Source organism: Streptomyces sp. NPDC033221 (assembly GCF_055577005.1).
In genome coordinates, this window is record NZ_JBVIQN010000011.1 from 1 (window position 1) to 25,242 (window position 25,242).

The 25,242-nt window shown below is 72.8% G+C and carries 17 protein-coding genes; 4 read left to right on the top strand and 13 right to left on the bottom strand.

Annotation, left to right across the window (positions count from 1 at the left end; genetic code table 11):
- Positions 1 to 425: 425 nt before the first annotated feature.
- Positions 426 to 1,433 carry a stage II sporulation protein M gene (locus tag ACZ53K_RS16630; protein WP_468836552.1) on the bottom strand — a complete coding sequence of 336 codons (1,008 nt, stop codon included), beginning with the start codon at positions 1,431 to 1,433 and terminating at the stop codon, positions 426 to 428.
- 129 nt (positions 1,434 to 1,562) lie between these two features.
- Between ACZ53K_RS16630 and ACZ53K_RS16635 the strand changes: the two genes are divergently transcribed.
- On the top strand, positions 1,563 to 2,579 hold the full coding sequence (locus tag ACZ53K_RS16635) for an RDD family protein (RefSeq protein WP_468836555.1): 1,017 nt from the start codon (positions 1,563 to 1,565) through the stop codon (positions 2,577 to 2,579).
- A gap of 118 nt (positions 2,580 to 2,697) precedes the next feature.
- Here the strand turns inward: ACZ53K_RS16635 and ACZ53K_RS16640 are convergent, their stop codons facing one another.
- Entirely contained in the window at positions 2,698 to 3,312 is a 615-nt protein-coding gene (locus ACZ53K_RS16640; protein ID WP_468836557.1) for a hypothetical protein, read from the bottom strand.
- 141 nt (positions 3,313 to 3,453) lie between these two features.
- On the bottom strand, positions 3,454 to 4,911 hold the full coding sequence (gene ahcY, locus ACZ53K_RS16645; RefSeq protein WP_468836559.1) for an adenosylhomocysteinase: 1,458 nt from the start codon (positions 4,909 to 4,911) through the stop codon (positions 3,454 to 3,456).
- A gap of 1,396 nt (positions 4,912 to 6,307) precedes the next feature.
- Between ahcY and ACZ53K_RS16650 the strand changes: the two genes are divergently transcribed.
- Positions 6,308 to 8,791 (top strand): fructose-specific PTS transporter subunit EIIC, encoded by a 2,484-nt coding sequence (locus ACZ53K_RS16650; protein ID WP_468836561.1) that lies wholly within the window; start codon positions 6,308 to 6,310, stop codon positions 8,789 to 8,791.
- A 271-nt stretch (positions 8,792 to 9,062) separates the two neighbouring features.
- Here the strand turns inward: ACZ53K_RS16650 and ACZ53K_RS16655 are convergent, their stop codons facing one another.
- The 7 genes from ACZ53K_RS16655 to ACZ53K_RS16685 all read right to left on the bottom strand — a co-directional run bounded on the left by ACZ53K_RS16655 (position 9,063) and on the right by ACZ53K_RS16685 (position 17,086).
- On the bottom strand, positions 9,063 to 10,022 hold the full coding sequence (locus ACZ53K_RS16655; protein WP_468836563.1) for a cation diffusion facilitator family transporter: 960 nt from the start codon (positions 10,020 to 10,022) through the stop codon (positions 9,063 to 9,065).
- Between the two features lie 167 nt (positions 10,023 to 10,189).
- Positions 10,190 to 11,497 (bottom strand): mannose-6-phosphate isomerase, class I, encoded by a 1,308-nt coding sequence (manA, locus tag ACZ53K_RS16660; RefSeq protein ID WP_468836566.1) that lies wholly within the window; start codon positions 11,495 to 11,497, stop codon positions 10,190 to 10,192.
- A 177-nt stretch (positions 11,498 to 11,674) separates the two neighbouring features.
- Positions 11,675 to 12,817: an SIS domain-containing protein gene (locus ACZ53K_RS16665; protein ID WP_468836568.1), complete on the bottom strand. Its 1,143-nt coding sequence runs from the start codon at positions 12,815 to 12,817 to the stop codon at positions 11,675 to 11,677.
- A gap of 64 nt (positions 12,818 to 12,881) precedes the next feature.
- Complete coding sequence (locus tag ACZ53K_RS16670) at positions 12,882 to 13,064, bottom strand: Trm112 family protein (RefSeq protein WP_468836570.1); 183 nt, start codon at positions 13,062 to 13,064, stop codon at positions 12,882 to 12,884.
- Between the two features lie 207 nt (positions 13,065 to 13,271).
- Positions 13,272 to 14,630, bottom strand: coding sequence for a phosphomannomutase/phosphoglucomutase (locus ACZ53K_RS16675; protein WP_468836572.1), 1,359 nt, complete (start codon positions 14,628 to 14,630; stop codon positions 13,272 to 13,274).
- Positions 14,631 to 14,803: 173 nt separating this feature from the next.
- A complete protein-coding gene (locus ACZ53K_RS16680; protein WP_468837042.1) occupies positions 14,804 to 16,441 on the bottom strand; it encodes an L-lactate permease in 1,638 nt (545 codons plus the stop codon).
- Positions 16,442 to 16,642: 201 nt separating this feature from the next.
- Positions 16,643 to 17,086 carry a DUF3499 domain-containing protein gene (locus ACZ53K_RS16685; protein WP_468836574.1) on the bottom strand — a complete coding sequence of 148 codons (444 nt, stop codon included), beginning with the start codon at positions 17,084 to 17,086 and terminating at the stop codon, positions 16,643 to 16,645.
- A gap of 271 nt (positions 17,087 to 17,357) precedes the next feature.
- Between ACZ53K_RS16685 and ACZ53K_RS16690 the strand changes: the two genes are divergently transcribed.
- On the top strand, positions 17,358 to 17,897 hold the full coding sequence (locus tag ACZ53K_RS16690) for a metallopeptidase family protein (RefSeq protein WP_468836576.1): 540 nt from the start codon (positions 17,358 to 17,360) through the stop codon (positions 17,895 to 17,897).
- A gap of 84 nt (positions 17,898 to 17,981) precedes the next feature.
- Here the strand turns inward: ACZ53K_RS16690 and ACZ53K_RS16695 are convergent, their stop codons facing one another.
- The 3 genes from ACZ53K_RS16695 to ACZ53K_RS16705 form a co-directional block, all read right to left on the bottom strand.
- Positions 17,982 to 19,514, bottom strand: a complete 1,533-nt coding sequence (locus ACZ53K_RS16695; RefSeq protein ID WP_468836578.1) for a DUF5719 family protein — start codon at positions 19,512 to 19,514, stop codon at positions 17,982 to 17,984.
- Positions 19,511 to 23,422: a glycosyltransferase gene (locus tag ACZ53K_RS16700; protein WP_468836580.1), complete on the bottom strand. Its 3,912-nt coding sequence runs from the start codon at positions 23,420 to 23,422 to the stop codon at positions 19,511 to 19,513. The genes ACZ53K_RS16695 and ACZ53K_RS16700 overlap by 4 nt, the downstream gene beginning before the upstream one ends.
- Positions 23,423 to 23,716: 294 nt before the next feature.
- A complete protein-coding gene (locus tag ACZ53K_RS16705) occupies positions 23,717 to 23,980 on the bottom strand; it encodes a WhiB family transcriptional regulator (RefSeq protein WP_003983763.1) in 264 nt (87 codons plus the stop codon).
- Positions 23,981 to 24,705: 725 nt separating this feature from the next.
- On the opposite strand from ACZ53K_RS16705, the gene ACZ53K_RS16710 reads away from it, so the two are divergent.
- Complete coding sequence (locus ACZ53K_RS16710; protein WP_468836583.1) at positions 24,706 to 25,242, top strand: cysteine dioxygenase; 537 nt, start codon at positions 24,706 to 24,708, stop codon at positions 25,240 to 25,242.

Below are 25,242 nucleotides of genomic sequence, written 5' to 3' on the forward strand. Positions count from 1 at the left end.
TCTTCGCGGTTCCAACCTTACCAGATCCGTTCGGCGTTTCCGCTTTCCGTTTCCGGCTCCCTGCTGGAGCGGGGCGGCCGTCCGGCTTTCGCTTTTCGGCCTTTCCGACTCTATCAGATCCGATCCGCAGTCCGTTTCCGGACGGAATTCGTTTCCGATGTTTGTCGGAGGGGTTTGCCTTTCGGCTGTTCCGACTTTATCAGAAGCGTTTCGCCGACCTGAAATCGGTGAACGTTTTCCGGATAAAGATTCGGAGGTGCTTCGCGGAATCAAAGTCCCGAACCGAAGCAGACTAGAGACTAGCCGTTACGCTCGAACATGTCTAGTCCGTGGCAACCGTTCGAATCTACCTCCCCTCCCGGTCCGTGTCAACGGACTTCTTGGGGAGATGAGGAGATTAGCAGGTCAGAGGTGCCGTACGCACATCAGGCAGCCGTCGGGAGGGCCGCCTCGCGGTCCGACTCGTCAACGTCCCCGGTTTCGCCCGATCGGACGGCACGGCCGCCGAGTACGTACACGTACGCGAGAAAGGCCAGCTCGGCGACGACGCCGATGGTGATGCGCGTCCAGGTGGGCAGGCCGGAGGGGGTGACGAAGCCTTCGAGGATGCCTGACACGAACAGCACGGCGGCCAGGCCGATGGCGACCCCGAGGGCGGAGCGGCCTTCTTCGGCGAGGGCGGTGCGACGGGTGCGCGGGCCGGGATCGATGACGGTCCAGCCGAGGCGCAGGCCGATTCCGGCCGCGACGAAGACCGCGGTGAGTTCCAGGAGGCCGTGCGGCAGGAGCAGCCCGAGGAAGGAGTCGAGGCGGCCGGCCGAGGACATCAGACCGAGGCCGACGCCCAGATTGAGCATGTTCTGGAAGAGCACCCAGAAGACGGGGAGGCCGAGGAAGGCGCCGAGGACCAGGCACAGGGCGACGGCCTGTGCGTTGTTCGTCCAGACCTGGGCCGCGAAGGACGCGGCGGGGTGACTGGAGTAGTACGTCTCGTACTCGCCGCCGGGCCGGGTCATGGCACGGAGGTCCTCGGGGGCGCCGATGGCTGCCTGGACCTCGGGGTGGCCGGCGATCCACCAGGCGATGAGGGCACCGACCGCGGTGGAGAGCAGGGCTGTCGGTATCCACCAGTGGCGCAGGCGGTAGACCGCGGCGGGGAACGACACCGTGAAGAAGCGGGCCGCGTCGCGCCAGGAAGCCTTGCGTGCGCCGGCGACCGTACTGCGGGCGCGGGCCACCAGGGAGGTGAGGCTTCCCGTGAGGACGGGGTCCGGGGCGCTGGCCTGGAGGAGGGACAGATGGGTGGTGGTGCGCTGGTAAAGGGTGATGAGTTCGTCGGCCTCGGCCCCGGTGAGGCGGCGTTTGCGGCGCAGCAGTTCTTCGAGCCGGTCCCACTCGGCACGGTGGGCCCTTACGAAGACATCGAGGTCCATGGATTCAGCTCCTGGCGGCGCCGTGAGGTGACTGTGCCGTCAGCTTGGCAGACTGGGCCGGCCAGCAGTGGGGCGGGCGGCGGTCCGGGGACGGACCGGTACGGATCGGGGCATGGGAGGACAGTGCAGGTGAACGAGCTCGTGACGGGCGAGGCGGTGGTGTTGGGGCTGCGGCCGGCCCGGTTGCCGAGCCGGGCGCTGGCGGTCCTCGTCGATCTCGCGGTGACCTGGAGTGCGTACGTCCTGGTGTCGCTGCTGATGCTGAGTGCCACGGCGTCCATGGACGAGGCGGCGACGGCCGCCGTGTCGGTGGCGTTGTTCGTGCTGGTGCTGGTCGGGGTCCCGATCGTGGTGGAGACGCTGAGCCGTGGCCGGTCGCTCGGGAAGCTGGTGTGCGGACTGCGGGTGGTGCGCGAGGACGGCGGGCCGGTCCGGTTCCGGCACGCGCTGGTGCGCGGCGCGCTGGGGGCCGTGGAGATCGTGCTGACCATGGGTGTGGTGGCGTGCATCGCCTCGCTGGTCTCGGCCAGGGGGCGGCGGCTCGGGGACGTGTTCGCGGGCACCGTCGTCGTTCGGGAGCGGATACCCACCCCGCGCGGGATGCCGGTGCTGCCGCCCCCGCCGCCCTGGCTGGCGGCGGAACTCGGCGCGCTGGACCTGTCGCGGGTTCCGGACAGCTGGTGGCTGACGGTACGCCAGTACCTGTCCCGAATACGACAGCTCGATCCGCAGGTCGGCGGGGCGATGGGGGCTCGGCTGGCACAGGATCTGTGCGGTTGGACAGGAGCTTCGGCGCCGACGGGCATGTACCCGGCGGTGTATCTGGCCGCCGTGGTGGGCGAGCGGCAGGCGCGGGAGGCGCAGCGGGCGTTCGGCGCGCCGCTGGGACCTCCGGGGCCGGTGGCCGCCGGGGCGGATGGCGCTTCTTACAGGGGTACGTACGGGGGCGAGGGCGATGCGTACGGAGGGCATGCGTACGGAACCGGCTCGTACGGGAGCGGTTCTGCGGGCGGTAGTGGGGCCGAGGGTGGCGCTTTGGCCGGTGGCGGGGGTGCTGCCGCGCAGGCCGGAGTTGGGGAGGCCGGGGGCGGGAACGGGCCGGAGGACGGGCGGCAGCGTCGTACAGGGTTCACGCCGCCGGTGTGAGGGCCGGCCGGTGCGGGTTGGCGGACGGGCCTGTGAGGGCGTGCCGGTGTGGGATGGCGCGCCGGTAGTGCTGCCTGGCCAGGTCACGGCCGAGTTGGTCAGTTGAGGGCCGAGTTGGTCAGGTGAAGGTCGAGGGTGGGGTTTCCAGGTCTTCGAGTTCGATGCCGGGCGCCGACAGGACGACGTCGCCGGCGAGGTGGACGGTGTGCTGTTCACCGGTCTCCAGGTCGTTGACCTGGTATTCCTCTGCGGTCAGCGGGCCGTTGTCAGTGGGGTGTGCTGTCCTTTTCACCAGGGCCCAGGACTGGTCGAGCGTGCGGGGCGCGAGGACGGGGGGTGTGAAGGCCACGAGACGGGTGCGGACGGCTCCGGCGCCGGGGGCGGGGCGGAGCAGCCGGGCAGTGGCGATGAGAAAAGCGGGGGATGCGCCGGTGAAGGCATGGGCGGGGACATTGCCTTCGGTGGCGTGGTCGCCGGTCGGGTCGGTACGGACCCAGGTGACGCCTTCCAAGGCGGCGCCGCGTACCTGCCAGCCGCCGGCGTGAAGTTCGAGACGGATGGGGCGGCCGAGGTCGTCGAGGGTGAGGTCGACGGAGCCCGCCCGGTCTCCGGAGGGGGTGGTGAGCTGGGAGACGTAACGCCAGCCTGAGGGGCCGGTGGCGCAGTGGAAGTGTTCTTCACCGAGGGGGGTGTGATCGTGCGGGTCGTGGAGGGAGTAGCGGCCGCGGGGCATGGGGGTCCTTGGTCGGGTCCGGTGGTACGGGTCAGGCCCCCGCCATGGTGCTGGGCGGGGGCCTGGATCACCGGCTGCCGGTGGTGGTGCCCGCTGTGCCCGATGTGCGCGGTGGCGGGCCGGGAACCGGGGGCACGGGGATCAGTAGCGGTAGTGGTCGGACTTGTAGGGGCCTTCGACCGTGACGCCGATGTAGGCGGCCTGCTCGGGGCGGAGGGTCGTGAGCTTGACGCCGAGGGCGTCGAGGTGGAGGCGGGCGACCTTCTCGTCCAGGTGCTTGGGCAGCACGTAGACGTCGGTCGGGTACTCCTCCGGCTTGGTGAACAGCTCGATCTGGGCCAGGGTCTGGTCCGCGAAGGAGTTGGACATCACGAAGGAGGGGTGGCCGGTCGCGTTGCCCAGGTTCAGCAGGCGGCCCTCGGACAGCACGATCAGGACCTTGCCGTCGGCGAAGGTCCAGGTGTGGACCTGCGGCTTGACCTCGTCCTTGACGATGCCGTCGATGGCGGCCAGGCCGGCCATGTCGATCTCGTTGTCGAAGTGGCCGATGTTGCCGACGATCGCCTGGTGCTTCATCTTGGCCATGTCGGCGGCCATGATGATGTCCTTGTTGCCCGTCGTGGTGACGAAGATGTCGGCGGTCTCGACGACCTCGTCCAGGGTGGTGACCTGGTAACCGTCCATCGCGGCCTGGAGCGCGCAGATCGGGTCGATCTCGGTGATGATCACGCGGGCGCCCTGGCCGCGCAGCGACTCGGCGCAGCCCTTGCCGACGTCGCCGTAGCCGCAGACGACGGCGGTCTTGCCGCCGATGAGGGTGTCGGTGGCGCGGTTGATGCCGTCGATCAGGGAGTGGCGGCAGCCGTACTTGTTGTCGAACTTCGACTTGGTCACGGCGTCGTTCACGTTGATCGCCGGGAAGAGCAGCTGGCCGTCGCGCTGCATTTCGTAGAGGCGGTGCACGCCGGTGGTGGTCTCCTCGGTGACACCGCGGATCTCGGAGGCGAGCTTGGTCCACTTCTGCGGGTTCTCGGCGAGAGTGCGGTTGAGGAGCTCCAGGATCGCGCGGTGCTCGTCGTTCTCCGCGGTCTCGACGGCGGGAGCCTTGCCGTCCTTCTCGTACTCGACGCCCTTGTGGACCAGGAGCGTGGCGTCGCCGCCGTCGTCCAGGATCATGTTCGGGCCGCCGGTGGGCGAGTTGGGCCAGGTCAGCGCCTGCTCCGTGCACCACCAGTACTCTTCGAGCGTCTCGCCCTTCCAGGCGAAGACCGGGACGCCCTGCGGGTTCTCGGGGGTACCGTCCGGGCCGACCGCGATCGCGGCGGCGGCGTGGTCCTGGGTGGAGAAGATGTTGCAGGAGGCCCAGCGGACCTCGGCGCCCAGAGCGGTGAGGGTCTCGATCAGCACGGCGGTCTGCACGGTCATGTGCAGCGAACCGGTGACACGGGCGCCGGCCAGCGGCTGCGTGGCGGCGTACTCCTTGCGGATCGCCATCAGGCCGGGCATCTCGTGCTCGGCGAGGGTGATCTCCTTGCGGCCGAAGGAGGCGAGGGACAGGTCGGCGACCTTGAAGTCCTGGCTGTTGGCTGCGGTCGACATTCGGGTTGCTCCCGGGGTCGAGGGTGGTTGGCTGGCAGTCTGCGGCGCGGGCAGGTGGGGACGTCGCCGCCCGGAATTCCGCGCGGGCGGACGTACCGCATGGACGAAATACCGCATCAGCGAAATACCGCCTGCGACGGCATACCGTACGGGCGGTTCCGCGCGGGCGGATACACCTCTCCCTGGCCGCAGCGCAGTCCGTCGGAGGCCCTCTCTCCCTCGGCCGGCCCGCGGGGCGGACCGCCCGACCGCCATCAGCAGCGACGTCTGGCACTGGTCACGAATCTACACCGATCGCCCCCGGGAACCCCAGCCCGCCCATGGAAAATGCGCGCGACCGGCAGCACCCACGGACCGGCGGCCGGCACGGAGGCTGGAGGGAGGAGGCTGGATGGGAGGGGCTGGGGGAGAGGGAGAGGACGGGGTCGAGGGCGGGGGCTAGGGCTAGGGGGAGGGGGAGGTGAGGGCGAGGGGGGAACGCGAGGGGAAGGGTGAGGGAGTGAAGGGTTGGGGGTGCGGGGGGCGGCCGGGTGGGTGAGGGGGCGGGGTACTGGCGCCGGGCGGGCGGTGCGGGTGCGGGCGCGGGCGCGGGCGAACGGTTGGGCGGGGTGTGGGTGCCGTCGGTCAGGCGTATGGCGGTCGCGTGCCGCGTCGCGTATGGGCGGGGCGTCAGGCCGCGGCCTCGTATCGGCAAGGCGCCCGGCGGGAGGACGTGTGTCGGCAGGACACCGGGCGGGAGGGCTCGTGTCAGTAGGGCGCCGGGCGGGTGGGCGGGTGGGCGGGTGGGCGCGAGTATCCGGGGAGGCGGGTGCAGGTGGCGGTCTGGGGCGAGGGCGGGTGATGGGCGGGCGGACCCGTTTGGGCGGGTAGGTGGGCGCGGGGTGTCGTCGGCGACGACACGTGCCGCGTCGCGTGTCGGCAGGACGCCTGGCGGGCGGGCGCGGGCACCGGGCAAGGGGGCGCGGGAGGGCGGGTGCGGGTGGCGGGTAGGTGGGTGCCGGCCCGTTGGGCAGGAGTACGGCCGACACGTGCCGCGTCGTGTATCGGCGGGGCGTCGGACGGGCGCGAGTGCCAGGCGGGCCGGTTCGTGCAGGCAGGTGGGGGCGGACACCGCCGACCAGGTGTATCGCCGTCGCGTGCCGCGCCGCGTATCGGCAGGGCGCTGGGTGGGTGAGGGCGCGAGCCGGCGGGTGGGTGCGGTGACGGACAGGCGGGTGCGGGTGGCGGACGGGCGGGGGTGGGTGCGTATCGCGGGCGGGGGTGAGTGGTGGGTGGGGTGGTGGTTCCGGGTGGTGTGGGGGCGGGCACTTTGCCTTCGTTGCTGCGTATTGCAGGATGCCGGGAGCGCGAGGACACTCGCACGTCACCTTGCGCGTACGTCCGTTAGGAGAACCACGTGACCACCAGTCCAGCTGATCCCCCCAAAGGTGCGGGGACGAGCGGGCAAGGGCTGAAGCTGCTCGCAGTGACGGCCTGCCCGACCGGCATCGCCCATACGTACATGGCCGCCGAGAAGCTGACCCAGGCCGCCGAATCGCTCGGCCATGAGATGAAGGTGGAGACGCAAGGGTCGATCGGTGCCGAGAACGTCCTGTCTGACAACGATGTCAACCACGCCGACGGCATCATCATCGCGGCGGACAAGGACGTCGATCCGGCCCGGTTCGTCGGCAAGAGACTGCTGGTGGTGGGCGTGGCCGAGGGCATACGCCACCCTGAGGAACTGATCGAACGGGTGCTGAGCGCGCCCTTGTACGGAGTGGACGGGGCTGGAGCCAGGGGCGGAGCCGGAGCCGGAGCGGGGGGCGTCGGAGCCGGGATCGGAAGTGGTCCGGGCGGAGGTGCGGGTGCGGCCGGTGCCCGGGGTGGTGGGGCCGGCCGGAGCAGGGGCGGCGGCGGTGGGGGCGGTGCTTCGGGGGGCAGGGAGCGCAGCGTCGCGTACAAGGCGCTGATGAACGGTGTCAGTTACATGATCCCGTTCGTCGTGGTCGGCGGTCTGCTGCTGGCGCTGTCCCTGGCGGTCGGCGGGGAGGCCACGCCCAAGGGGCTGGTCATCCCGGAGGGCACCTTCTGGGCGCACGTCAACGACATCGGCACGATCGGCTTCCAGCTGATGGTGCCGATCCTCTCCGGCTACATCGCGTACGCGATCGGGGACCGGCCCGCGCTCGTACCGGGCATGATCGGCGGCTGGATAGCCAACACCGGCGAGCTGTACGACTCCAAGGCGGGCGCCGGATTCATCGGGGCGATCGTCACCGGCTTCCTGGCCGGGTACCTGGTCCTGTGGATCAAGAAGGTGCGGGTCCCCCGCTTCGTGCGGCCGATCATGCCCATCATCGTGATCCCGATCGTGGCGACGGCGGCGCTCGGGCTGTTCTTCATCTACGTACTGGGCAAGCCGATCTCGTGGGTCTTCACGCACCTGACGGACTGGCTCAGCGGGATGACGGGCACCAGCGCGATCGCGCTCGGCGCGGTCCTCGGCCTGATGATCGCGTTCGACATGGGCGGGCCGGTCAACAAGACGGCGTTCCTTTTCGGTACGGGGCTGATCGCGACCGGCAACCAGACCGTCATGGGTATGTGCGCCGCCGCGATCCCGGTGATGCCGCTCGGCCAGGGCCTGGCCACACTGATCCGCCGGCGCCTGTACTCCGAGCAGGAGCGGGAGACCGGCATGGCGTCGCTCTTCATGGGCCTGTTCGGCATATCGGAGGGGGCGATCCCGTTCGCGGCGGCGCGGCCCGCGCAGGTCATTCCGGCGAACATGCTGGGCGGCGCGGTCGCCGGTGCGGTGGCCGGCATGGCCGGGGTGACGGACGCGGTGCCGCACGGCGGTCCGATCGTGGCGATCCTCGGCGCGGTCGGCGGGGTGCCGATGTTCTTCGTGGCCGTGGCGGCCGGGTCGGTCGTGACGGCGCTGGCGACGATCGCCCTGGTGGGTGTTTCGGCGCGGCGGAAGGGGCGGCAGGAAGGCCCGCAGAAGGACCACGTGCCGGCCGATGATCACGTACCGGCCGATGATCACGGATCGGTTGATCATCACGGATCGGTTGGTGGTCAGGTATTGATTGATGGTCAGGTAAAGGCTGGAAGTGAAGGGGCGGTACCGGCGTCGGAGACGGTTCTGGCCGGGGCCGGCGTAGCCGCGGCCGCCGTACCGCCGACCGCCGCGGCTACCGGAGCCCTGGCGGCCGGAGCGGTGGCGGCCGGGGCCACGACGGCCGGAAGCGTGGCGGGTGGAAGCGTGGCAGGTGGAGTCGCGCCGGGCGGGAGTGCGGCGGACGGAAGCACGGCAGGCGGAAGCCCGCGCGGCGAGGACTCGGAGCGTGAGGACTCGGCGCGTGAGGACTCGGCGCGTGCAGAGGCGGCGCGTGCAGAGGCGGATGGCTCGGGGGTGAGTGACGGTGGCTCGGAGGGTGAGGTGCTTTCCGGGTATCTCACGCGGGAGACCGTGAAGGTGCGGCTGGCTGCCGGCGGCAAGGAGGCCGCGATCCGCGAGATGGCGGAACTCGCGGCCCGTACCGGCAAGGTTGCGGACGTGGACGAGCTCGTCCGGGTGGCGCTGGCGCGCGAGGCGCAGGGCACCACCGGCCTCGGTGAGGAGATCGCGATCCCGCACGCCAAGACGGATGCGGTGACCGCCCCCGTCGTCGGCTTCGCACGTTCCGCGGACGGCATCGACTGGGATTCGCTGGACGGTACGCGCGCCAGGCTGGTGTTCATGATCTCGGTACCGGAGGCCGCCGCGGGCGACGAGCATCTGCGCATCCTGGCGTTGTTGTCGCGGAAGCTGATGGACGCGGATTTCCGGGCGCGGTTGCAAAGCGCGCCGGACGAGACGGCGATTCTGCGGGTGTTGGGCGAGGTGGGGTAGCCGGACAGCCGGGCTGCCCCCGGGTAGCCGGGCGGGCTGCCGAGTACCCGGGTAGCCATCGAGTAACAGGGCGGCGGCCGAGTAGCGGGGCGGCCGTCAGGTGACCAAGCGGCCGTCGAACGGCCGGGCAGCCACCGGGTCGCCGAAGCGGCCGGCAGTCGGAAACGGGAGGGGCCCGCACCAGTTCTGGTGTGGGCCCCTCCCGTACGAGCGCGGAGCACTGTCGGCCCGTGGTCCGGCTCGGTCAGTTCCGTCCGCTGTCCCGGCTCGGTCAGGCCCCGCCCGGTGTCTTGGCCGGGTTGTCGCCCGAGGCGGCGGCGGACTCGTGGTAGATGTCGGGTTCGAGGTAGATCACGCGGGCAATCGGGACGGCGGCGCGGATACGGTCCTCGGCGGCGTTGATCGCGTCGGCGACCTCCTTGGCCGTGTCGTCGTGCTGGACGGCGATCTTGGCGGCGACGAGCAGTTCTTCCGGGCCGAGGTGGAGGGTGCGCATGTGGATGACGCGGGTGACGGTGTCGCCGTCGGCCACCGCCGCGCGGATCTTGGCGACCTGTTCGGGGCCGGCCGCCTCGCCCAGCAGCAGCGACTTGGTCTCGGCGGCGAGGACCAGGGCGATCAGGACGAGGAGGGCGCCGATGCACATCGTGCCGATGCCGTCCCACACGCCGTTGCCGGTGGCGAGGGTGAGGCCGACGCCGCCGAGCGCGAGCACCAGGCCGACGAGCGCGCCGAAGTCCTCCAGGAGGACGACGGGGAGTTCGGGGGCCTTGGCGCGGCGGACGAACTGGGGCCAGGTCTGCTTGCCGCGCAGTTCGTTGGACTCCTTGATGGCCGTACGGAAGGAGAAGCCCTCGGCGATGATCGCGAAGACGAGGACGCCGACCGGCCAGACCCAGTTGTCCAGCTCGTGCGGGTCGTGGATCTTCTCGTAGCCCTCGTAGAGGGCGAAGACGCCGCCGATGGTGAACAGGACGATGGAGACGAGGAAGCCGTAGATGTAGCGCTCGCGGCCGTAGCCGAAGGGGTGTTCCTCGGTGGCGGCGCGCTTGGCCTTCTTGCCGCCGAGCAGCAGCAGTCCCTGATTGCCGGAGTCGGCGACGGAGTGGACGCCTTCGGCCAGCATCGAGGACGATCCGCTGAAGGCGAAGGCCACGAACTTCGCCGCCGCGATGGCCAGGTTGGCGCCCAGCGCCGCCACGATCGCCTTGGTACCGCCTGATGCACTCATGGGTGGCGCATTTCCCTTCCGTCGACCGGCTGCGGTGCGCAGCCTGCTCCGAGGCCGCTCCGAGGGTCCTCTTTACGAACCCTTTAGGCGGGTCATTGTTGCAGCCCGGTCGCCGGGGCGCGCACGGGGCGCCCTCGGACCGCCGCCGGTGACCGTCGGGGGGGCCGTCAGACCGCCACCGTCGCCCGGAAGATCGTGCCCTCCCCCGTCAGTTCCACGCGTTCCCCGGCCGGCACGAAGGCCGACTCGCCCGGGGCGAGCGTCAGGCCCGTACGCGAGCCGGAGCCGGTGCCCGGGCCGGACCCGGATTCCGAGCCTGTGCCCGAGCCCGAGCCGATGCCCGCGCTCGGGCTCGCCCCGATGCCCGCGCTCGGGCTCGCCCCGGTCGCGCGCAGAGCAATCGTTCCTGCGGTACACAGCAGGATCTGCGGGGTGCGGTCGCCGAGAGCTCGGGGTGCGCCGCCGGGGGCCAGGACGAAGCGGGAGAGGCGGAACTCGTCGATCGGGGTCTCGTAGACCTCCTCGCCCGACTCCGTGGCCTCCTCCGGCCGCAGCACCCCCGCGTCACGGGACTCGAAGCGGACGACGCGCAGCAGTTCCGGTACGTCGACGTGCTTGGGGGTCAGGCCGCAGCGCAGCACATTGTCGGAGTTGGCCATCAGTTCCACGCCGAGGCCGCTGAGGTAGGCGTGCGGGATGCCGGCGCCCAGGAAGAGCGCTTCGCCGGGCTGCAGCCGTACGTGGTTGAGGAGCATGGCGGCGAGCACGCCCGGGTCGCCCGGGTAGTGGTGGGCGATGGCGGCGTACGCGGCGTGGGAGTCTGCCTGCGGGCCGCCCTCGGCGGCCAGGCGCTGCGCGGCGGCCGCGGCCTGTTCGACGGTTTCGGCCGTCTCGTCCCGGTCGGCGGTGAGTACGGCGGTGAGCACCTCGCGCAGCGCGGCGCCCTCCGGGGCGGCGCGCAGGATGTCGGCGTACGGCTTGAGGGCGCCCACGCCGAGTCCTTCGAGGAGGGCGGCGGCCTCGGCCGGGTGCCGGAAGCCGCAGAGCCCTTCGAAGGGGCTGAGGGCGACGATCAGTTCGGGCTTGTGGTTGGCGTCCTTGTAGTTGCGGTGGGGGGCGTCGGCGGGGACGCCGCGCTTCTCCTCGTCCGCGTACCCCTCCTGAGCCTGGGCCAGGTCGGGGTGGACCTGGAGGGAGAGCGGGGAGCCGGCGGCGAGCAGCTTGAGCAGGAAGGGCAGGCGGGGGCCGAAGGCGCGTACCGCGTCGGGGCCCAGTTCGCCTTCCGGGTCGGCGGCTATGACGTCGGCCAGCGACACCGGACCGGCGCCGCGGTCGGCGCGGGAGGGTGCGCCGGGGTGGGCGCCCATCCACATCTCGGCCTGGGGTTCGCCGGTCGGCTCGGTACCGAGGAGTTCCGGGATGGCGGTGGTGGAGCCCCAGGCGTAGGGGCGCACGGTGTTGGTGAGGCGGTCCATGTGACGGGCTTCCTGATTCTTCGGTCGGGCTGCTCGGGTGGGCGGCCTTACGGAGTGGAGCGGCCGGTGGGGCGGCCTTACGGCCGGGGGGAGGTGGTGGTGCGAGGTGTCGCTGCCCGGTCGTCCCACCGTCCGGCCGTCGTCCTCAGTTCCCCCGTACGTCCGGCCGCCCGGCCCTCATGCTCCCTCGGTGCCGGCGAGCGCCAGGTAAACGGCGGCGAAATCCGTGACGGCGAGAAGTTCCGCGGCCCGCTCCAGGGCGCTGCCGTCGTCCGGTTCCAGTTCGCTGACGGGGGTGTCGTGCTCCAGCGCCAGTTCGCGGGCGGCGGGCGCGGCGGAGAGCGGGCCGGGGGCCTCTTCGCGGAGCAGTACGACGCGGGCGTGCAGGGCGGTGGGCTGCTCGACGCGGTCGCGGAAGAAGTCGTCCGGGTCGGCGCCGGCCGCGAACGGGCCGGCGAGCAGCGCGCCGTGCGTGGTCATCGTCTCGGGGAGTTCGCCGGCGAGCGCGGGCCGGCCGGCGAGTCCGGCCAGCACGGTCGCGAAGTGCCGGCCCACGGCGCCGGAGACGGTTCCTTCGGTCCAGACCAGCGGGAGCGCGTCGGCGAGTTCGGCGGCGAGGGTCTTGGCGGGGTTGGAGTACGTCTCGATGGCGGGGCCGCAGCGTTCGGCGACCTGGTCGAGGCGGTCGGCGAGCTGTGCGAGCAGCTCGGCCGGGGCGCTGAGCAGGCCGATCCGGTCGGCGAGCGCGAGCATCGGGATGAGCAGCGACCAGAGGGTGCCGGGGGCGGCGGGCGGTGCGCCCTCCACGTCGAACTCGGCGTCGTACGGGGTGGTGGCCAGCGGCACGGACAGGCCGCGGGCCTGTACGACGGCGTCGGCGAGCGGGCCGCCCGCCGGGGTGACGGCGACGACGGAGCAGCCGCGGCGGTACGCCTGCTCGACGAGTTGCGCGAGGCCGGGGTCGGAGCCGTCCGGGCCGGCGATCAGGAGCAGGTCGAGCGGCCCCGACCAGCCGGGCAGCGTCCAGCGCAGTGCGCCGGGCCGGGCCGCGACGCCGGTGGGCCGGATGAGGGTGACCGGGCAGGTGCCGCCGCCGAGGGCGCCGAAGAGGTCGGCCACGCAGGCGGCGGCCGGTCCCGGGCCCGCCACGAGGACGGTGCGGGGCCGGCCGTCGGGCCGCAGGTCGGCGATGCCGGACTCGGCGGCGTTACGGGCCGCGGTGCGAACCCGTGCGCCGGATTCGGCGACGCCGCGCAGCAGTCCGTAACGGTCGGCGCCGGCCAGCGCTTCGGGTGCGTCCAACAGGGACTCGTCGAGCATGGTGTGCGCTGCCTCCGATCGCCGTTACGGGCGGGGTGGGGTCCGGGCGGCTCCGTCGCCCGGGTCAGGCGGGGCGGCGTGCCTCGTCCACCAGGAGGACGGGGATGCCGTCACGGACGGGGTAGGCGAGGCCGCATTCCTGGCCGGTGCACTGCAGCTCGGCCGGGTCGGCGTCCGACCGGTCCGCCAGCGGGGCGTGGCACGCCGGGCAGGCGAGGATCTCGATCAGGCTGGCGTCGACCGGCATGGGGGCTTCTCCTTCGGCGGAAATACGGCACTGCCAGCGTACCGCCGGGCGGGGTGCGGGGACGCGCCGCGGGCGGGCGGGGCGGCCGGGGTACCGGCCACCACGCCCCACAGCGTCTCGCAACCTCACAGCCCCACAGCCGCGCAGCCCCTCGGAAGCCCTCGGTCCCGCAGCCTCGGTCCCGCAGCCCCTCGGCCCCTCGCCGCCTCAGCCCCGGACGATCTCCAGCACCTCGTCCCGTACCCGCTCGACCGTCTCCACGTCCCGCGCCTCGACGTTCAGGCGCAGCAGGGGTTCGGTGTTGGAGGGGCGGAGGTTGAACCACCAGTCGGCGGTGCCGATGGTGAGGCCGTCCAGCTCGTCGAGTTCGGTGTCCTCGCGGCCTTCGTACGCGGTCCGGACGGCGGCGAGGCGGTCCGCCTGGTCGTCGACGGTGCTGTTGATCTCGCCGGAGGCGGCGTACCGGTCGTACTCGGCGACCAGTGCGGACAGCGGGCCGTCCTGGCCGCCGAGGGCCGCCAGGACGTGCAGGGCGGCGAGCATGCCGGTGTCGGCGTTCCAGAAGTCGCGGAAGTAGTAGTGCGCGGAGTGCTCGCCGCCGAAGATCGCTCCGGTCCTGGCCATCTCGCCCTTGATGAACGAGTGACCGACGCGGGTGCGTACGGGCGTGCCGCCGTTCTCCTTGACGACCTCGGGGACGGACCAGGAGGTGATGCAGTTGTGGATGACCGTGCCGCCGGGGTGCTTGGCCAGTTCGCGGGCGGCGACCAGGGCGGTGATGGCGGACGGGGAGACCGGGTCGCCGTTGCCGTCGACGACGAAGCAGCGGTCCGCGTCGCCGTCGAAGGCCAGGCCGAGGTCGGCGCCGACCTCGCGGACCCGGGCCTGGAGGTCGACGATGTTCGCCGGGTCCAGGGGGTTGGCCTCGTGGTTCGGGAAGGTGCCGTCAAGTTCGAAGTACAGGGCGTCCAGGTCGATGGGCAGGCCCTCGAAGACGGTGGGGACGGTGTGGCCGCCCATGCCGTTGCCGGCGTCCACCACGACCTTCAGGCGGCGGATGCCGGAGAGGTCGACGAGGCGGCGCAGGTGGGCCGCGTAGTCACCGAGGACGTCGCGCTGCGTGATGGTGCCGGGGGTGGCCGCGGGCTCCGGGCCGTCGCCGTCGCGCCACTGTTCGACGAGGGCGCGGATCTCGGCGAGGCCGGTGTCCTGGCCGACCGGGGCGGCGCCCGCCCGGCACATCTTGATGCCGTTGTACTGCGCGGGGTTGTGCGAGGCGGTGAACATCGCGCCGGGCAGGTCCAGCGCGCCGCTGGCGTAGTACAGCTGGTCGGTCGAGCACAGCCCGATCTCGGTCACGTCCGCTCCGCGCGCGGCGGCGCCGCGGGCGAAGGCCCGGGACAGGCCGGGCGAGGAGGGCCGCATGTCGTGCCCGGTCACGATCGCGTCCGCTCCGGTCACCTGGACGAAGGCCGCGCCGAACAGCTCGGCCAGCGTCTCGTCCCACTGGTCGGGGACCACACCGCGCACGTCGTACGCCTTCACGATCTGCGACAGATCAGTCACAGCCAGCCCTCCTGATGTCATGACGGGGTCTCAAACCTACCCGTACGAGGCCGGCGGGAGGCGGGATCGGGGGCGGGGTCCGGCTGCCCGGTACGTCTGGTTTCCCGTACGGCCGGTGATCATTCGCGCGGATTCCGCACCGGCGACCGGCACCGGCCCCCGCCCCCCGACCTCTACGGCAGCATCCATCCCAGCACCGCTGTGCTCTGTCCCACCACGATCAAGCACATCACCAGCAAAAGCCCCAGACTCCACGGCAGCACCTTGCGCAGCAGATCTCCTTCGCGTCCGGCCAGCCCGACCGCCGCGCAGGCGATCGCGAGGTTCTGCGGGGAGATCATCTTGCCGAGTACGCCGCCGGAGCTGTTGGCCGCGGCGAGCAGGACGGGCGAGAGGCCGGACTGCCGGGCGGCGGTGACCTGGAGGGCGCCGAAGAGGGCGTTGGCGGAGGTGTCGGAGCCGGTGACGGCGACGCCGAACCAGCCGAGGACGGGCGAGAGGAAGGCCAGTCCGGCGCCGGCGGCGGCGACGAAGTGGCCGATGGCGGCGGCCTGTCCGGAGAGGTTCATGACGTAGGCGAGGGCCAGGACGGACGTGACGGTGAGGACCGCGAAGCGCAGTTCGCGTACGGTCGCGGCCCATTCGCGTACGGCGGTGGCGGCCCGTACGCCCAGGACCGCGGCGCTTAGTACGCCGGCCAGCAGCACCAGGGTGCCTCCGGTGGCGAGCAGCGGGAGCGCGAAGACGTTGCCGCCGACCGGTTCGCCGTCCGGGCCCGCGACGTCCAGGAAGGGCCAGTCGAAGGTGCGGGTCGCGCGGGCGAGGAGGTCTTTGACGGGCGGGACCTGGGCGAGGGAGAAGACGCCGACGATGAGGGCGTACGGCGCGTAGGCCCGTACGACGTCGGCGCGGGAGTCGCGTACGTCGAGGTCCGCGCTGCGGGTGCCGGTCAGCACGGCGGCCCGTACCGGCTCGGCGGCGGGCCTGCGGGCGCCGGGTACGGCGACCAGCGCGGCGGCGCCCGCGAGGGCCGCGCCGATGTCGGCGAGCTGCGCGGACACGTAGTTGGCGGCCGCGAACTGCACGGCGGCGAAGGCCAGTCCGCAGGCGAGCGCGGGCATCCAGGTCTCGCGCAGGCCGCGCCGCCCGTCGACCAGGAAGACCAGCAGCAGCGGTACGACGAGGGCGAGCAGCGGCGTCTGGCGGCCGACGACCGGCGCGACGGCGTCCAGTGGCAGGCCGGTGACCTGGGCGAGCGTCACCACGGGTGTGCCCATGGCGCCGAAGGCGACCGGCGCGGTGTTGGCGACGAGCGCGACGACGGCGGCCCGTACCGGGGTGAAGCCCAGCGCGACCAGCATCACCGCGCTGATCGCGACGGGCGCTCCGAACCCGGCGAGCGCTTCGAGCAGCGCCCCGAAGCAGAAGGCGATGACCAGGGCCTGGATGCGGGGGTCGGCGGAGAGCCCGGAGAAGGAGCGGCGCAGGACGTCGAAGTGCCGGGTGCGGACCGTCATCCGGTACACCCACAGGGCGTTGACGACGATCCACAGGATGGGGAACAGGCCGAAGAGGGCGCCCTGCGCGGCGCTGGACAGGGCCTGTCCGGCGGGCATCCGGTAGCCGAGGCAGGCGGTGGCGAGGGCGACGGCGAGGCCGGTGAGCCCGGCGAGGTGGGCGCGCATCCGTACGGCGCCGAGCAGGACGAGGACGGTGACCAGCGGGAGTGCGGCGACGAGTGCGGACAGGGCGAGCGAACCGGCTACGGGTTCCAGCTGCTGCACGAACTCCGGCTGCTGTACGGGCCCCAGCTGTTGCACGGATCCCAGCTGCTGCACGAACTCCCGCTGCTGTACGGACACACGGCCTCCCGGTGGACAGCTCCCCGTCACTTCCGGCATACGGAAGCGGATCATTCGGGAGTGGAGGCATGGTGGTGTCCGGGCCGAGGCGGCGTCAATGCCGCGGGCGAAAGTGACCGGGAGCGGGGCACACCGCCCCGCTCCCCGCCGTCAGTTGTCCGGCGACCGCAGGACCCGCAGGTGGCCCCGGCGGGCGACCTCCATCGGGTGGGCGTCGCGCCCGTTGGGGCCGCTGACCTGTGGGGCGTTGCCGCCGCCCGCCGCGCGCTCCTGGGGCCGGGCCGCCTCGCGCACCGCGTTGGCGAGCGCTTCGAGGTCGTCGCCGCTGGGGCGGGGCGGGCCGGTGTCGGTGGCCAGGCGCACGACTTCCCAGCCGCGCGGCGCGGTCAGCCGCTCGGAGTGCTCGGCGCACAGGTCGTAGCAGTGGGGCTCGGCGTAGGTGGCGAGCGGACCGAGCACAGCGGTCGAATCCGCGTAGACGTACGTCAGCGTTGCGACGGCGGGGCGGCCGCACGCAGTGCGCGAACAGCGACGTACAGGGCTCACGACGTTGGACGGTACCGCACTCTTGAGCGGGCCGCGATGACTCTCCACGACCTCACCCAACCGTGTCGTCCCGGTTCGTCCGGTGCGCCTGACCTGCGGGCGCTCGGGCCGGACGATGCGGTGAACACTGCGCCGGACGGCGCAGGGCGTCGAAACCTGTCACGACTCTATACATTTCACGTCATTCCCCATGCCCTTCATGGTCCGATGCGGGGCCGCGACCGGACTCAACGAGCCTACGACCGGTCACTCGACGACATGGCACCGGATCCGCCGCTCTTCCGCGCCGCCCGCCCCCGGACGGTTACGCTCGGTTCTGATGGACAGCCCCGTACCTCCTCCGGCCGACGCCGGCGGAACCCCCGCACCGACCGGCACCGGCGGCTCCTCCGCCGCGCCCGGCGGCGCCGCGCGGCCCCCCGCCCCGGCGGGCCCCCGCCCGCGACGGCGCGACCGGCACGGCCGCGGAATGCGCGGGCCGGTCGCCCCGCCCCAGGTGCCGCTCTCGGTCAGCCGCGCGGACTCCTTCGTCGACCTGGTCTACGACTCACGGGACCGGCTGGAGCGGCGCTGGCCGCAGCTGGCGGACGTCGACTTCCTGGTCGTCGAGGTGCCCGGGTTCGGCCCGGACGCGGACGCCGGGCCGGCCGGCGACGAGGAGACGGTGCCGCTGGGCCGGCTGCTGCCCGCCAGCGGCGACCAGCCGGAACGGGTGATCGTCTACCGCCGCCCGGTCGAGATCCGTACGAAGAACCGCGACGAGCGGGCGCTGCTGGTCCACGAGGTCGTCGTCGAGCAGGTCGCCGAGCTGCTCGGCCTGGCTCCGGAGTCGGTCGACCCGCGGTACGGGCAGGACTGACTCCGGACGCGGACGGAGAGCGGGGCCGGGCGGGCCTGCCCGTCCCGCGCTGCCCGGGGCCGGCCCCGGGCAGTCCGCCCCGCCTCACTTCGTGAGCAGTGACAGGTCCTCCCCCGCCGTCGGCACCACCACGGTCCCCCGGTCGTCCGGCAGTGTCTGCACGGTGAAGGCGGGCAGACCGCCCTGCGGCAGCTCCAGGGTCCGTGCCGCGTGCACCGGGCCGCTGCCCGCCGACGGTTCGACGGTCAGCGCGTAGGAGCCCTTGAGGCCCTGGGGGCGCGGCGGTTCGACGGCGAGGGTGCTGCCGCCCTTGACCGTGTACGTCTTCGACACCGGTGTACCGCCCCCGCTGCCCGCCGACGCGGTGACGGTGACCTTGGCGTCCTTGCCTTTCTGCGGTGCGACCAGGGACAGCGTGCTGCCCTTGTCCCGGTTGTCGGCGGCGGTGGCCCGCTGCCCGACCGGTCCGGTGGCCGGGATGAAGGCCATCTCCTGTTTGTCGCCCTTGCCGCGGGTGACCTGGAGGGTCGCCGCGACCGGTGCCTTGGAGCCGTCGGCCGGGGTCAGCACGAGGGAGCCCGCCTCGCCCTTGGTGAGGTCCTTGAGGTCGACGGAGGCCGTCATGCCGCTCTTGACGTGCAGTGTCTCCACGCCGGCCGGGGTGATCAGGCCGTTCGGGGTGGCCAGCTGGACCTTCAGGTCGGCGTCCTCCCGGCCGGGTGCGACGGCGACGAGGTGGACGGCGGTGGCGTCGGCCGGGATGCCCGGCAGGACCGCGCCGGGCGCGGGGTCGGCCGCGGCGGGCAGCCAGTCGCCGCCCAGTTTCGCGTCGGCGGCCTGTACGGAGGCCCCGACCCGGCCCTCGCGGGCGACCACGTGCAGTGCCGCGTCCTGGGTGGGGGCGCCGGTCAGGGTGGACAGCAGGACCGGCACCGTGGAGCGCGGCGGGACGGTGATGTTCTCGCCGGAGGCGGATTTCAGCGGGCCGTCCTTGCCGCGCAGGTCGAGGTCGACGACGGCCGGGGAGTCGTCGGGGTTGGTGAGGTGGATGTAGTCCCGGCGGTCCTTGCCGGTGCTCACGCCGGGGAACCAGAAGTCGGTGTCGGGTGCCGCGCAGGACAGGCCGAGCAGGCCGCGTCCGCTGCCGGCCGCGACGCTGGTGGTCTGCTGGACGGTCCAGCCGGGCGCGAGGGCACCGTCGGCGGCCCCGACGAGGGCGGGTGCGTCGGCACGGTCGGTGGCCGCGGTGACGGGCGTGCCGGGTTCCTTCAGGGGCGCGACGGCCTGGGCGTCCGGCTGCGCCTGCGGCTTGCCCTTGTCGTCCGGCTTGCCCTTGTTGCCGTCCGGCTTGCCCTGCTGGGCGGGCAGCAGCCCGGCGGTACCCGGGGAGCCGGCCTTGCCCCCGGTGCCCTTGGGGGTGAACGCGGTGTACGTGGTGGCGCCGACCTCCGACGAGGTGGGCGGCGGGCACAGCAGCGCGGACCGCTCGACGGGGAGCCGGGAGCCGCCCTTGGCCGTGGTGTCCGGCTGCCCGTCCGGGGCGGCGACGGCGGCGACGCCGGTGACCGCGCCGAGCGCCACGGCTGCGCCGATCAGGGACATGATGGTGCGCTTCACTGCTGGTCGCTCCCGTCGCGGCGGGGCTCGCGGTAGGAGCCGGGGTACGTCGTGCCGTCGCCGTAGGGCTGCTCGTGCGGCGGCTGCTGGGGTGGCTGCTGGCCGTAGTGGTACGGGTCGTGGACGCCGGGCTGGTAGGGGGCGGCGGCCTGGTCGGGGTCGGCCTGGTAGGAATCCGCGCCGCCCGCGTACGGCTGCCCGTACCGGTCCTGCCCGTACGGCTGCGCGCCCGGCGCGCCCTCGTACGACTGCGCGCCCTCATACGGCTGCGGCGCACCCTCGTACGCCTGAGTCGTGCCCTCGTAAGACTGCGGCGCGCCTTCGTACGCCTGAGAGCCCTGGTCCTCCCCGTACGGCTGCGCCGGTGCCTGCCACTGCTGGTACAGCTGCTGGTCGTACTCCTGCTGCCCGTACCCGTGCTGCTGGTCGTAGCCCTGCTGCTGCGGTACGGCGGCGTACGGGTCGGCGGCCTGGGCGGCCATCGGGTCGGCGTCCTGCGGTACCGCCATCGGATCGGGCAGCGGCTCCTCGCCGGTGCGCGCGGCCGGGATGCCCGGTTCCGCGCCGCCTTCGGGGGGGTCGGCGGCCTGGGCCGCCCGCAGCCGCCGTGCCCGGCGGCCTTCGCCCGCGACGGCCTGTGCGGGCACCGCGGCCACGCCGTCCTCGGGCAGGTCGTCGTCGATCTCGCGGCGGCGGCCCGGCAGGGCGAGCACGACCAGGACCACGGCGAGCAGGCCCTGGGCCCACAGCCACGCGGTGTGGCCCATGGGGTCGTCGTAGGTGAGGTCCAGGCGGCCGCCGGTCGTGGGCAGTTCGAAGGCCTGGGCCCAGCCGTCGGCCTTGACCGGCTTCAGGGGCTTGCCGTCGAGGGTGGCCTGCCAGCCCGGGTCTGCGGTGTCGGCGACGCGCAGCACCCGGCCTTCGGCGCCGGCGGGCAGGTCGGTGTGGGCCTCGACGGGTCCGGCCGGGACCGGGACCGGTGCGGCGGCGCGGCCCGCGCGGGTGCCGTCCTTGGTCTCCCCCGGCATGATCGAGACCCGTGAGACGCGGCGGTCCACGCGCCACAGGGCGCTGCCGTCGTCCTGGCTGAGCCGCATGAGGCCGGGGGTGGCGTCCAGGACGCGGCCCATGTCGCGGGGCGCGCCGTCGCGGACCAGGATGTAGCGGATCGCGTAGCCGCCGAGCTGGTTGCTCTGGTCGGCGCCGGAGCCGGCGACGAGGTTGGCGACGATGCCGCCGAGCCGCCGGTCAGCGCCGGCCTCGGCGGCGATGTCGGCGTCGCCGAGGCGCGCGCCGGAGCCGCGTACGAGGGTGTACGCGACGTGGCCGGCGTCGCCGTCGAGGACGAGGGTGCGGGCCCGGTCGACGGAGCTGGTGTCCTCGGCGACGAACGCGGGGACCTGTACGGGGTCGCGGCGTTCCAGCGGCCCGGCCGCGCCGGTGATCATCCAGCCGGCCGCCGCGTACAGCGGGGCGAGCAGCGCGGAGATCGCGATCAGCACGGCGACCGGCTGCTTCCAGCCGAAGCCGAGGGTCTCCATCCGGGAGCGGATGCCTTCGGCGCCCACGGCGGCGGCGCTCAGCAGCGCCAGCCCGTAGACGAGGACGGCCGGTCCGGCCCAGGCGGTGCGGTTGGCCAGTACGGCGAACAGCAGTCCGGTCACGGCCACGGCCCAGGCGATGCGGACCGCGCGCTGCCGGTCGTCGCGCAGGGTGGCGGCCAGCGCGGCCAGCACGATGCCGAGGAGCAGCACCCCGCCGGCGGCCTTCGGGCCACCGGGGCTGATGCCGACGAGGTCCAGTACGGAGGCCGAGCCCGCGCCGAGGTCCAGTCCGGCCTCCCGGAAGAAGCGGGAGGGGTGGGTGAGGAGGGACAGCGACCAGGGCGCCAGGACGACGAGCGGGGTCACGGCGACGGCGAGGAAGCGCAGCTCGTAGGCCAGGAGCAGGCCGCGGTTGCCGTCCAGGGCGCGCAGCACCAGCAGGGCGATGCCGAGCAGGAGGGCGACGGGCCAGACGACGGGGGTGAAGGCGGTGGTGAAGGTGAGCAGCAGGGCGTAGGCCCAGGCGGCGCGCCAGCTCGGCCGGGTGCCGGGGGACAGTCGCAGGCCACCGGCGGCGATGGCGGCCCGTGCCATGAGCGGCAGCAGTATCGCGAGGACGGCGGTGCCGATGCGGCCGCCGGCGAGGGCGCCGGTGGCGGCGGGCAGGAAGGCGTAGACGACGCTGCCCCAGGCGCGCAGCAGGCGGGAGCCGACCAGCGGCCTGGAGGCGAAGTAGGCGCTCAGTCCGGCGAGCGGTACGGAGCACACGAGCAGGACGGTGACGGCCAGTGAGGTGCTGCCGAGGAAGAGGGTGGCGACCAGGGCGAGGACGGCGACGTACGGGGGTGCGGCGGCGGTGCTGCCGGTGCCGATGGCGTGCCAGCCGTCGGCGTAGCCCGACCAGAGGTCGCCGAGGCTGCCGGGGACCGGCAGCAGGGCGCCGCCGGTGAGCGCGCCGGAGCCGAGCAGCGAGCGGCAGGCGATGAGCGAGACGACGAGCAGGAGGAGGAAGAGCACCGGGGCGGGCTGGCGGGCGATCCGCTTGAGCCGGGCGAACTGCTCGATCTCCAGGTAGTCGGCGTCGTCGCCGCCGGGTCCCGACTCGACGGCGCCGTGCCGTCCGGCGGAGGCGGCTTCGGGGGCGGAGCGGCCGGCGAGGTTGCCGGCGACCTGTTCGACGGTGGCCCGTACGGTCGCGCCGGGTGGCGGGAAGAGGGGCCGCAGCTCGCTGGCGTCCGTCGCGGGGCGGCCGCGTTTCTTGCGCGCGGCGAGGATGCGGCCGGGGCGCAGCAGGGTGCCGATGAGTCCGGCGAGTTCGTCGAGGGCCTGGCCGGGGACCTTGCCGACGAGGTAGGCGAGGACGCGCAGCAGGGTGCCGAGGACGATGCGCAGGGCGACGTACGGGAGCAGGGCGCCGCGGGTGTTGGCCAGGAGGGTGTAGACGGCGCCGGCCTTGTCGACGCGGTGGGGGCTGGCGGTGGAGCGGCCGACGCAGTCGATGGGGCGGCGTTCGCGGGCGGACGCCTCGGCGTGCCGCAGGACGGCGTCGGGGGCGACGAGGACCTGGTGTCCGGCGGCCTGGGCGCGCCAGCACAGGTCGACGTCGTCGCGCATCAGGGGCAGTCGGCGGTCGAAGCCGCCCAACTGCTCGTACACGTCGCGCCGGACGAGCATGCCCGCGCTGGAGACGGAGAGCACCGGGCGTACCTGGTCGTGCTGGCCCTGGTCCTGTTCGCGGCGGTCCAGGCCGGTCCAACGGCGGCCGCTGCGGGCGATGCTGACGCCGGCTTCGAGGAGCTGTCTGCGGTCGTACCAGCTGCGCAGTTTTGGCCCGATGACGGCGGTGGAGGGGCTGGAGTCGGCCACCCGCAGCAGTTCGGCGAGCGCGTCGGGTTCGGGCGCGCAGTCGTCGTGCAGCAGCCACAGCCACTGGACGGGTTCGCCGTGCGGGAGTTCCGGGAGGTCGTAGGCGTCGTCGCGCCAGGTGCGGCCGACCGGGTCCCAGCCGCTGGGGCGGCGCAGGTACGGGAGGTCGTCGGGGCCGAGGACGGGGGCGGCGCGGACCGCCTCGTCGACGGCGGTGCCGAAGCCGGAGCGGCGGGCGAGGTGGAGCACCCGGTCGTCGCCGAGGGCCTCGCCGAGCAGCCGGGCGGAGCCGTCCGCGCTGCCGGTGTCGGCGCCGACGATGTGCTGGGCCGGGCGTTCCTGGCCGAGCAGCCCGGCGAGCGCGTCGGGGAGCCAGCGTTCGCCGTCGTGCGAGACGATGACGGCGGTGACGACGTGCCGGGGGAACTCGGGGGTGCCGTCGTGGTATTGGGCGGCGGCTTGCGCGGCCTGGGCGGCCGGCTGACTGTGCACGGACATCGAGGTAGGGGCCCTCCCCGGGGGTCTCGGGGTCCTCCCCCGGCATAGCGCTGCGCTGTGGACTGCGACGGACGGCGACGCGGTGCGGCCGACGGCACGTCCCGTGGCCGGGTGCCCGTCAGGGCGCGTCGGTGCGCCTCGGACGCGGCCCCACACTAATGCTTCGGCGGTCACGTCCGTCTGCCGCGTACACAGCGGTCCGCCTCCGGCACGTGGGCTCCGGAGGCGGACCGTTGTCTATAGGGGGATATAGGGAGAATCGGTGGCCCGGCAGCCGGGCCGTCGCACTGGACGTCAGACCGCTGCCTTCTTGAGCCGGCGCCGCTCGCGCTCGGACAGTCCGCCCCAGATGCCGAAGCGTTCGTCGTTGGCGAGGGCATATTCAAGACATTCGGAGCGGACCTCGCACGCGAGGCAGACCTTCTTGGCCTCGCGGGTGGAGCCACCCTTCTCCGGGAAGAAGGATTCGGGGTCGGTCTGGGCGCACAGCGCGCGCTCCTGCCAGCCGAGCTCCTCGTCCGCCTCTTCGACCAGCAATTCCTGGAACAGCTCGGTCATGTGCGCCCCTCGTCTGTCTTTGCGTCCCCGTGATGCAGCCGTTACCGATGACGGCTGAACGACACGAGTGAAATTACAAGTGTGCCGATCCGGGCCAGTCAAGCCGAGATCTGCTATTGGGCCCCTTATTCACTCTGCGGAACCAAGCCTATGCAGAAAGTGTTCAAATCGGCAAAAAACAGGACACTTCCTCAGTGGCATCACCCGTAACTCCCCTTTCACACCCAAGGACGCGACGGGCGGCGCGGCCGTTGCACCCCGCTCACCGAAGCGGGCCAGGTCACATTCAGATCACGAGACCGCAACGACGCACGGGAGTGCGCGGATGTCTGGCCGTCTTCTCCGCACCTCGTCTGCACAAACCTTTCGCCGGACGCAGTAACCGGATGAGGTGAAACATTTCCCCCAAATCAGACACCCGGTTGACATGGGGCCGAGTACCCGGTCTCCTTGCATACATGCCAGCGATCCCTGCGCTCCGCCTGACCCGTGCCTACGGGTCCCGCTGCGCTGCCCAGGCCCGCTGTCGCTGTTCCAGCTGTTGACGCCACCGAGCTCCAGCTTCTTCTCCCCGCCGCGCCCGCGGTACGCACCACACCCGCGGTAACCGCAGCATCCGCAGTACTCGCAGCACCCCGCACGGCTCCCGTGTCCGCCACCCGCGTCCCGCGCGGCGGCGCACCCCATCCGCGCCACCCGAGCACCCTGCCGAGGAACTCCCGCACATGAACAGCGATGTCCAGATCGCCGGCGACCCGCTGGCCGTCCCGCACCTGCTCCCGCCCGTCCCCGCCCACCCCTCCACCGTCGCCGGCTTCGCGGGACTCGCCCGCGAGATCGCCGCCGACCGGTCCCGCTGGGCCCCGCTGGTGCGCTACGACGCCACCACCCGCTGGTACCACCGGCTGCGCGCCGTTCCGGCGGCCACCGGCCCCGGCCGGGCGGTCCAGGCCCCGGCCGGTTACGAGGTGTGGCTGCTGAGCTGGCTGCCGGGGCAGGGCAGCGGACGGCACGACCACGGCCCCTCCTCCGGCGTACTGACCGTACTGGAGGGCGAGTTGAGCGAGCGCACGACCGGCGGGCACCGCACCCTGGCGGCCGGCGCGCAGCGGGTCTTCGCGCCGGGCTACGTCCACGAGGTCGTCAACGACGCGCTCGTACCCGCCGTCAGCCTGCACGTGTACTTCCCGGGCCTCACCGACATGCCGATGCACAGTGCCCGGTGCGCTGCAGGCGCCTCCCGGGAAGCGGTCACCTCCTGA

What these genes read in the sequence shown, in the direction of transcription:
- ACZ53K_RS16705 (WP_003983763.1), bottom strand. Translation starts at nt 23,980, where the DNA reads ATGACCGAGCTGTTCCAGGAATTGCTGGTCGAAGAGGCGGACGAGGAG.
- ACZ53K_RS16630 (WP_468836552.1), bottom strand. Translation starts at nt 1,433, where the DNA reads ATGGACCTCGATGTCTTCGTAAGGGCCCACCGTGCCGAGTGGGACCGG.
- ACZ53K_RS16710 (WP_468836583.1), top strand. Translation starts at nt 24,706, where the DNA reads ATGAACAGCGATGTCCAGATCGCCGGCGACCCGCTGGCCGTCCCGCAC.
- ACZ53K_RS16640 (WP_468836557.1), bottom strand. Translation starts at nt 3,312, where the DNA reads ATGCCCCGCGGCCGCTACTCCCTCCACGACCCGCACGATCACACCCCC.
- ACZ53K_RS16690 (WP_468836576.1), top strand. Translation starts at nt 17,358, where the DNA reads ATGGACAGCCCCGTACCTCCTCCGGCCGACGCCGGCGGAACCCCCGCA.
- manA (WP_468836566.1), bottom strand. Translation starts at nt 11,497, where the DNA reads ATGGACCGCCTCACCAACACCGTGCGCCCCTACGCCTGGGGCTCCACC.
- ACZ53K_RS16665 (WP_468836568.1), bottom strand. Translation starts at nt 12,817, where the DNA reads ATGCTCGACGAGTCCCTGTTGGACGCACCCGAAGCGCTGGCCGGCGCC.
- ACZ53K_RS16655 (WP_468836563.1), bottom strand. Translation starts at nt 10,022, where the DNA reads ATGAGTGCATCAGGCGGTACCAAGGCGATCGTGGCGGCGCTGGGCGCC.
- ahcY (WP_468836559.1), bottom strand. Translation starts at nt 4,911, where the DNA reads ATGTCGACCGCAGCCAACAGCCAGGACTTCAAGGTCGCCGACCTGTCC.
- ACZ53K_RS16670 (WP_468836570.1), bottom strand. Translation starts at nt 13,064, where the DNA reads ATGCCGGTCGACGCCAGCCTGATCGAGATCCTCGCCTGCCCGGCGTGC.
- ACZ53K_RS16700 (WP_468836580.1), bottom strand. Translation starts at nt 23,422, where the DNA reads ATGTCCGTGCACAGTCAGCCGGCCGCCCAGGCCGCGCAAGCCGCCGCC.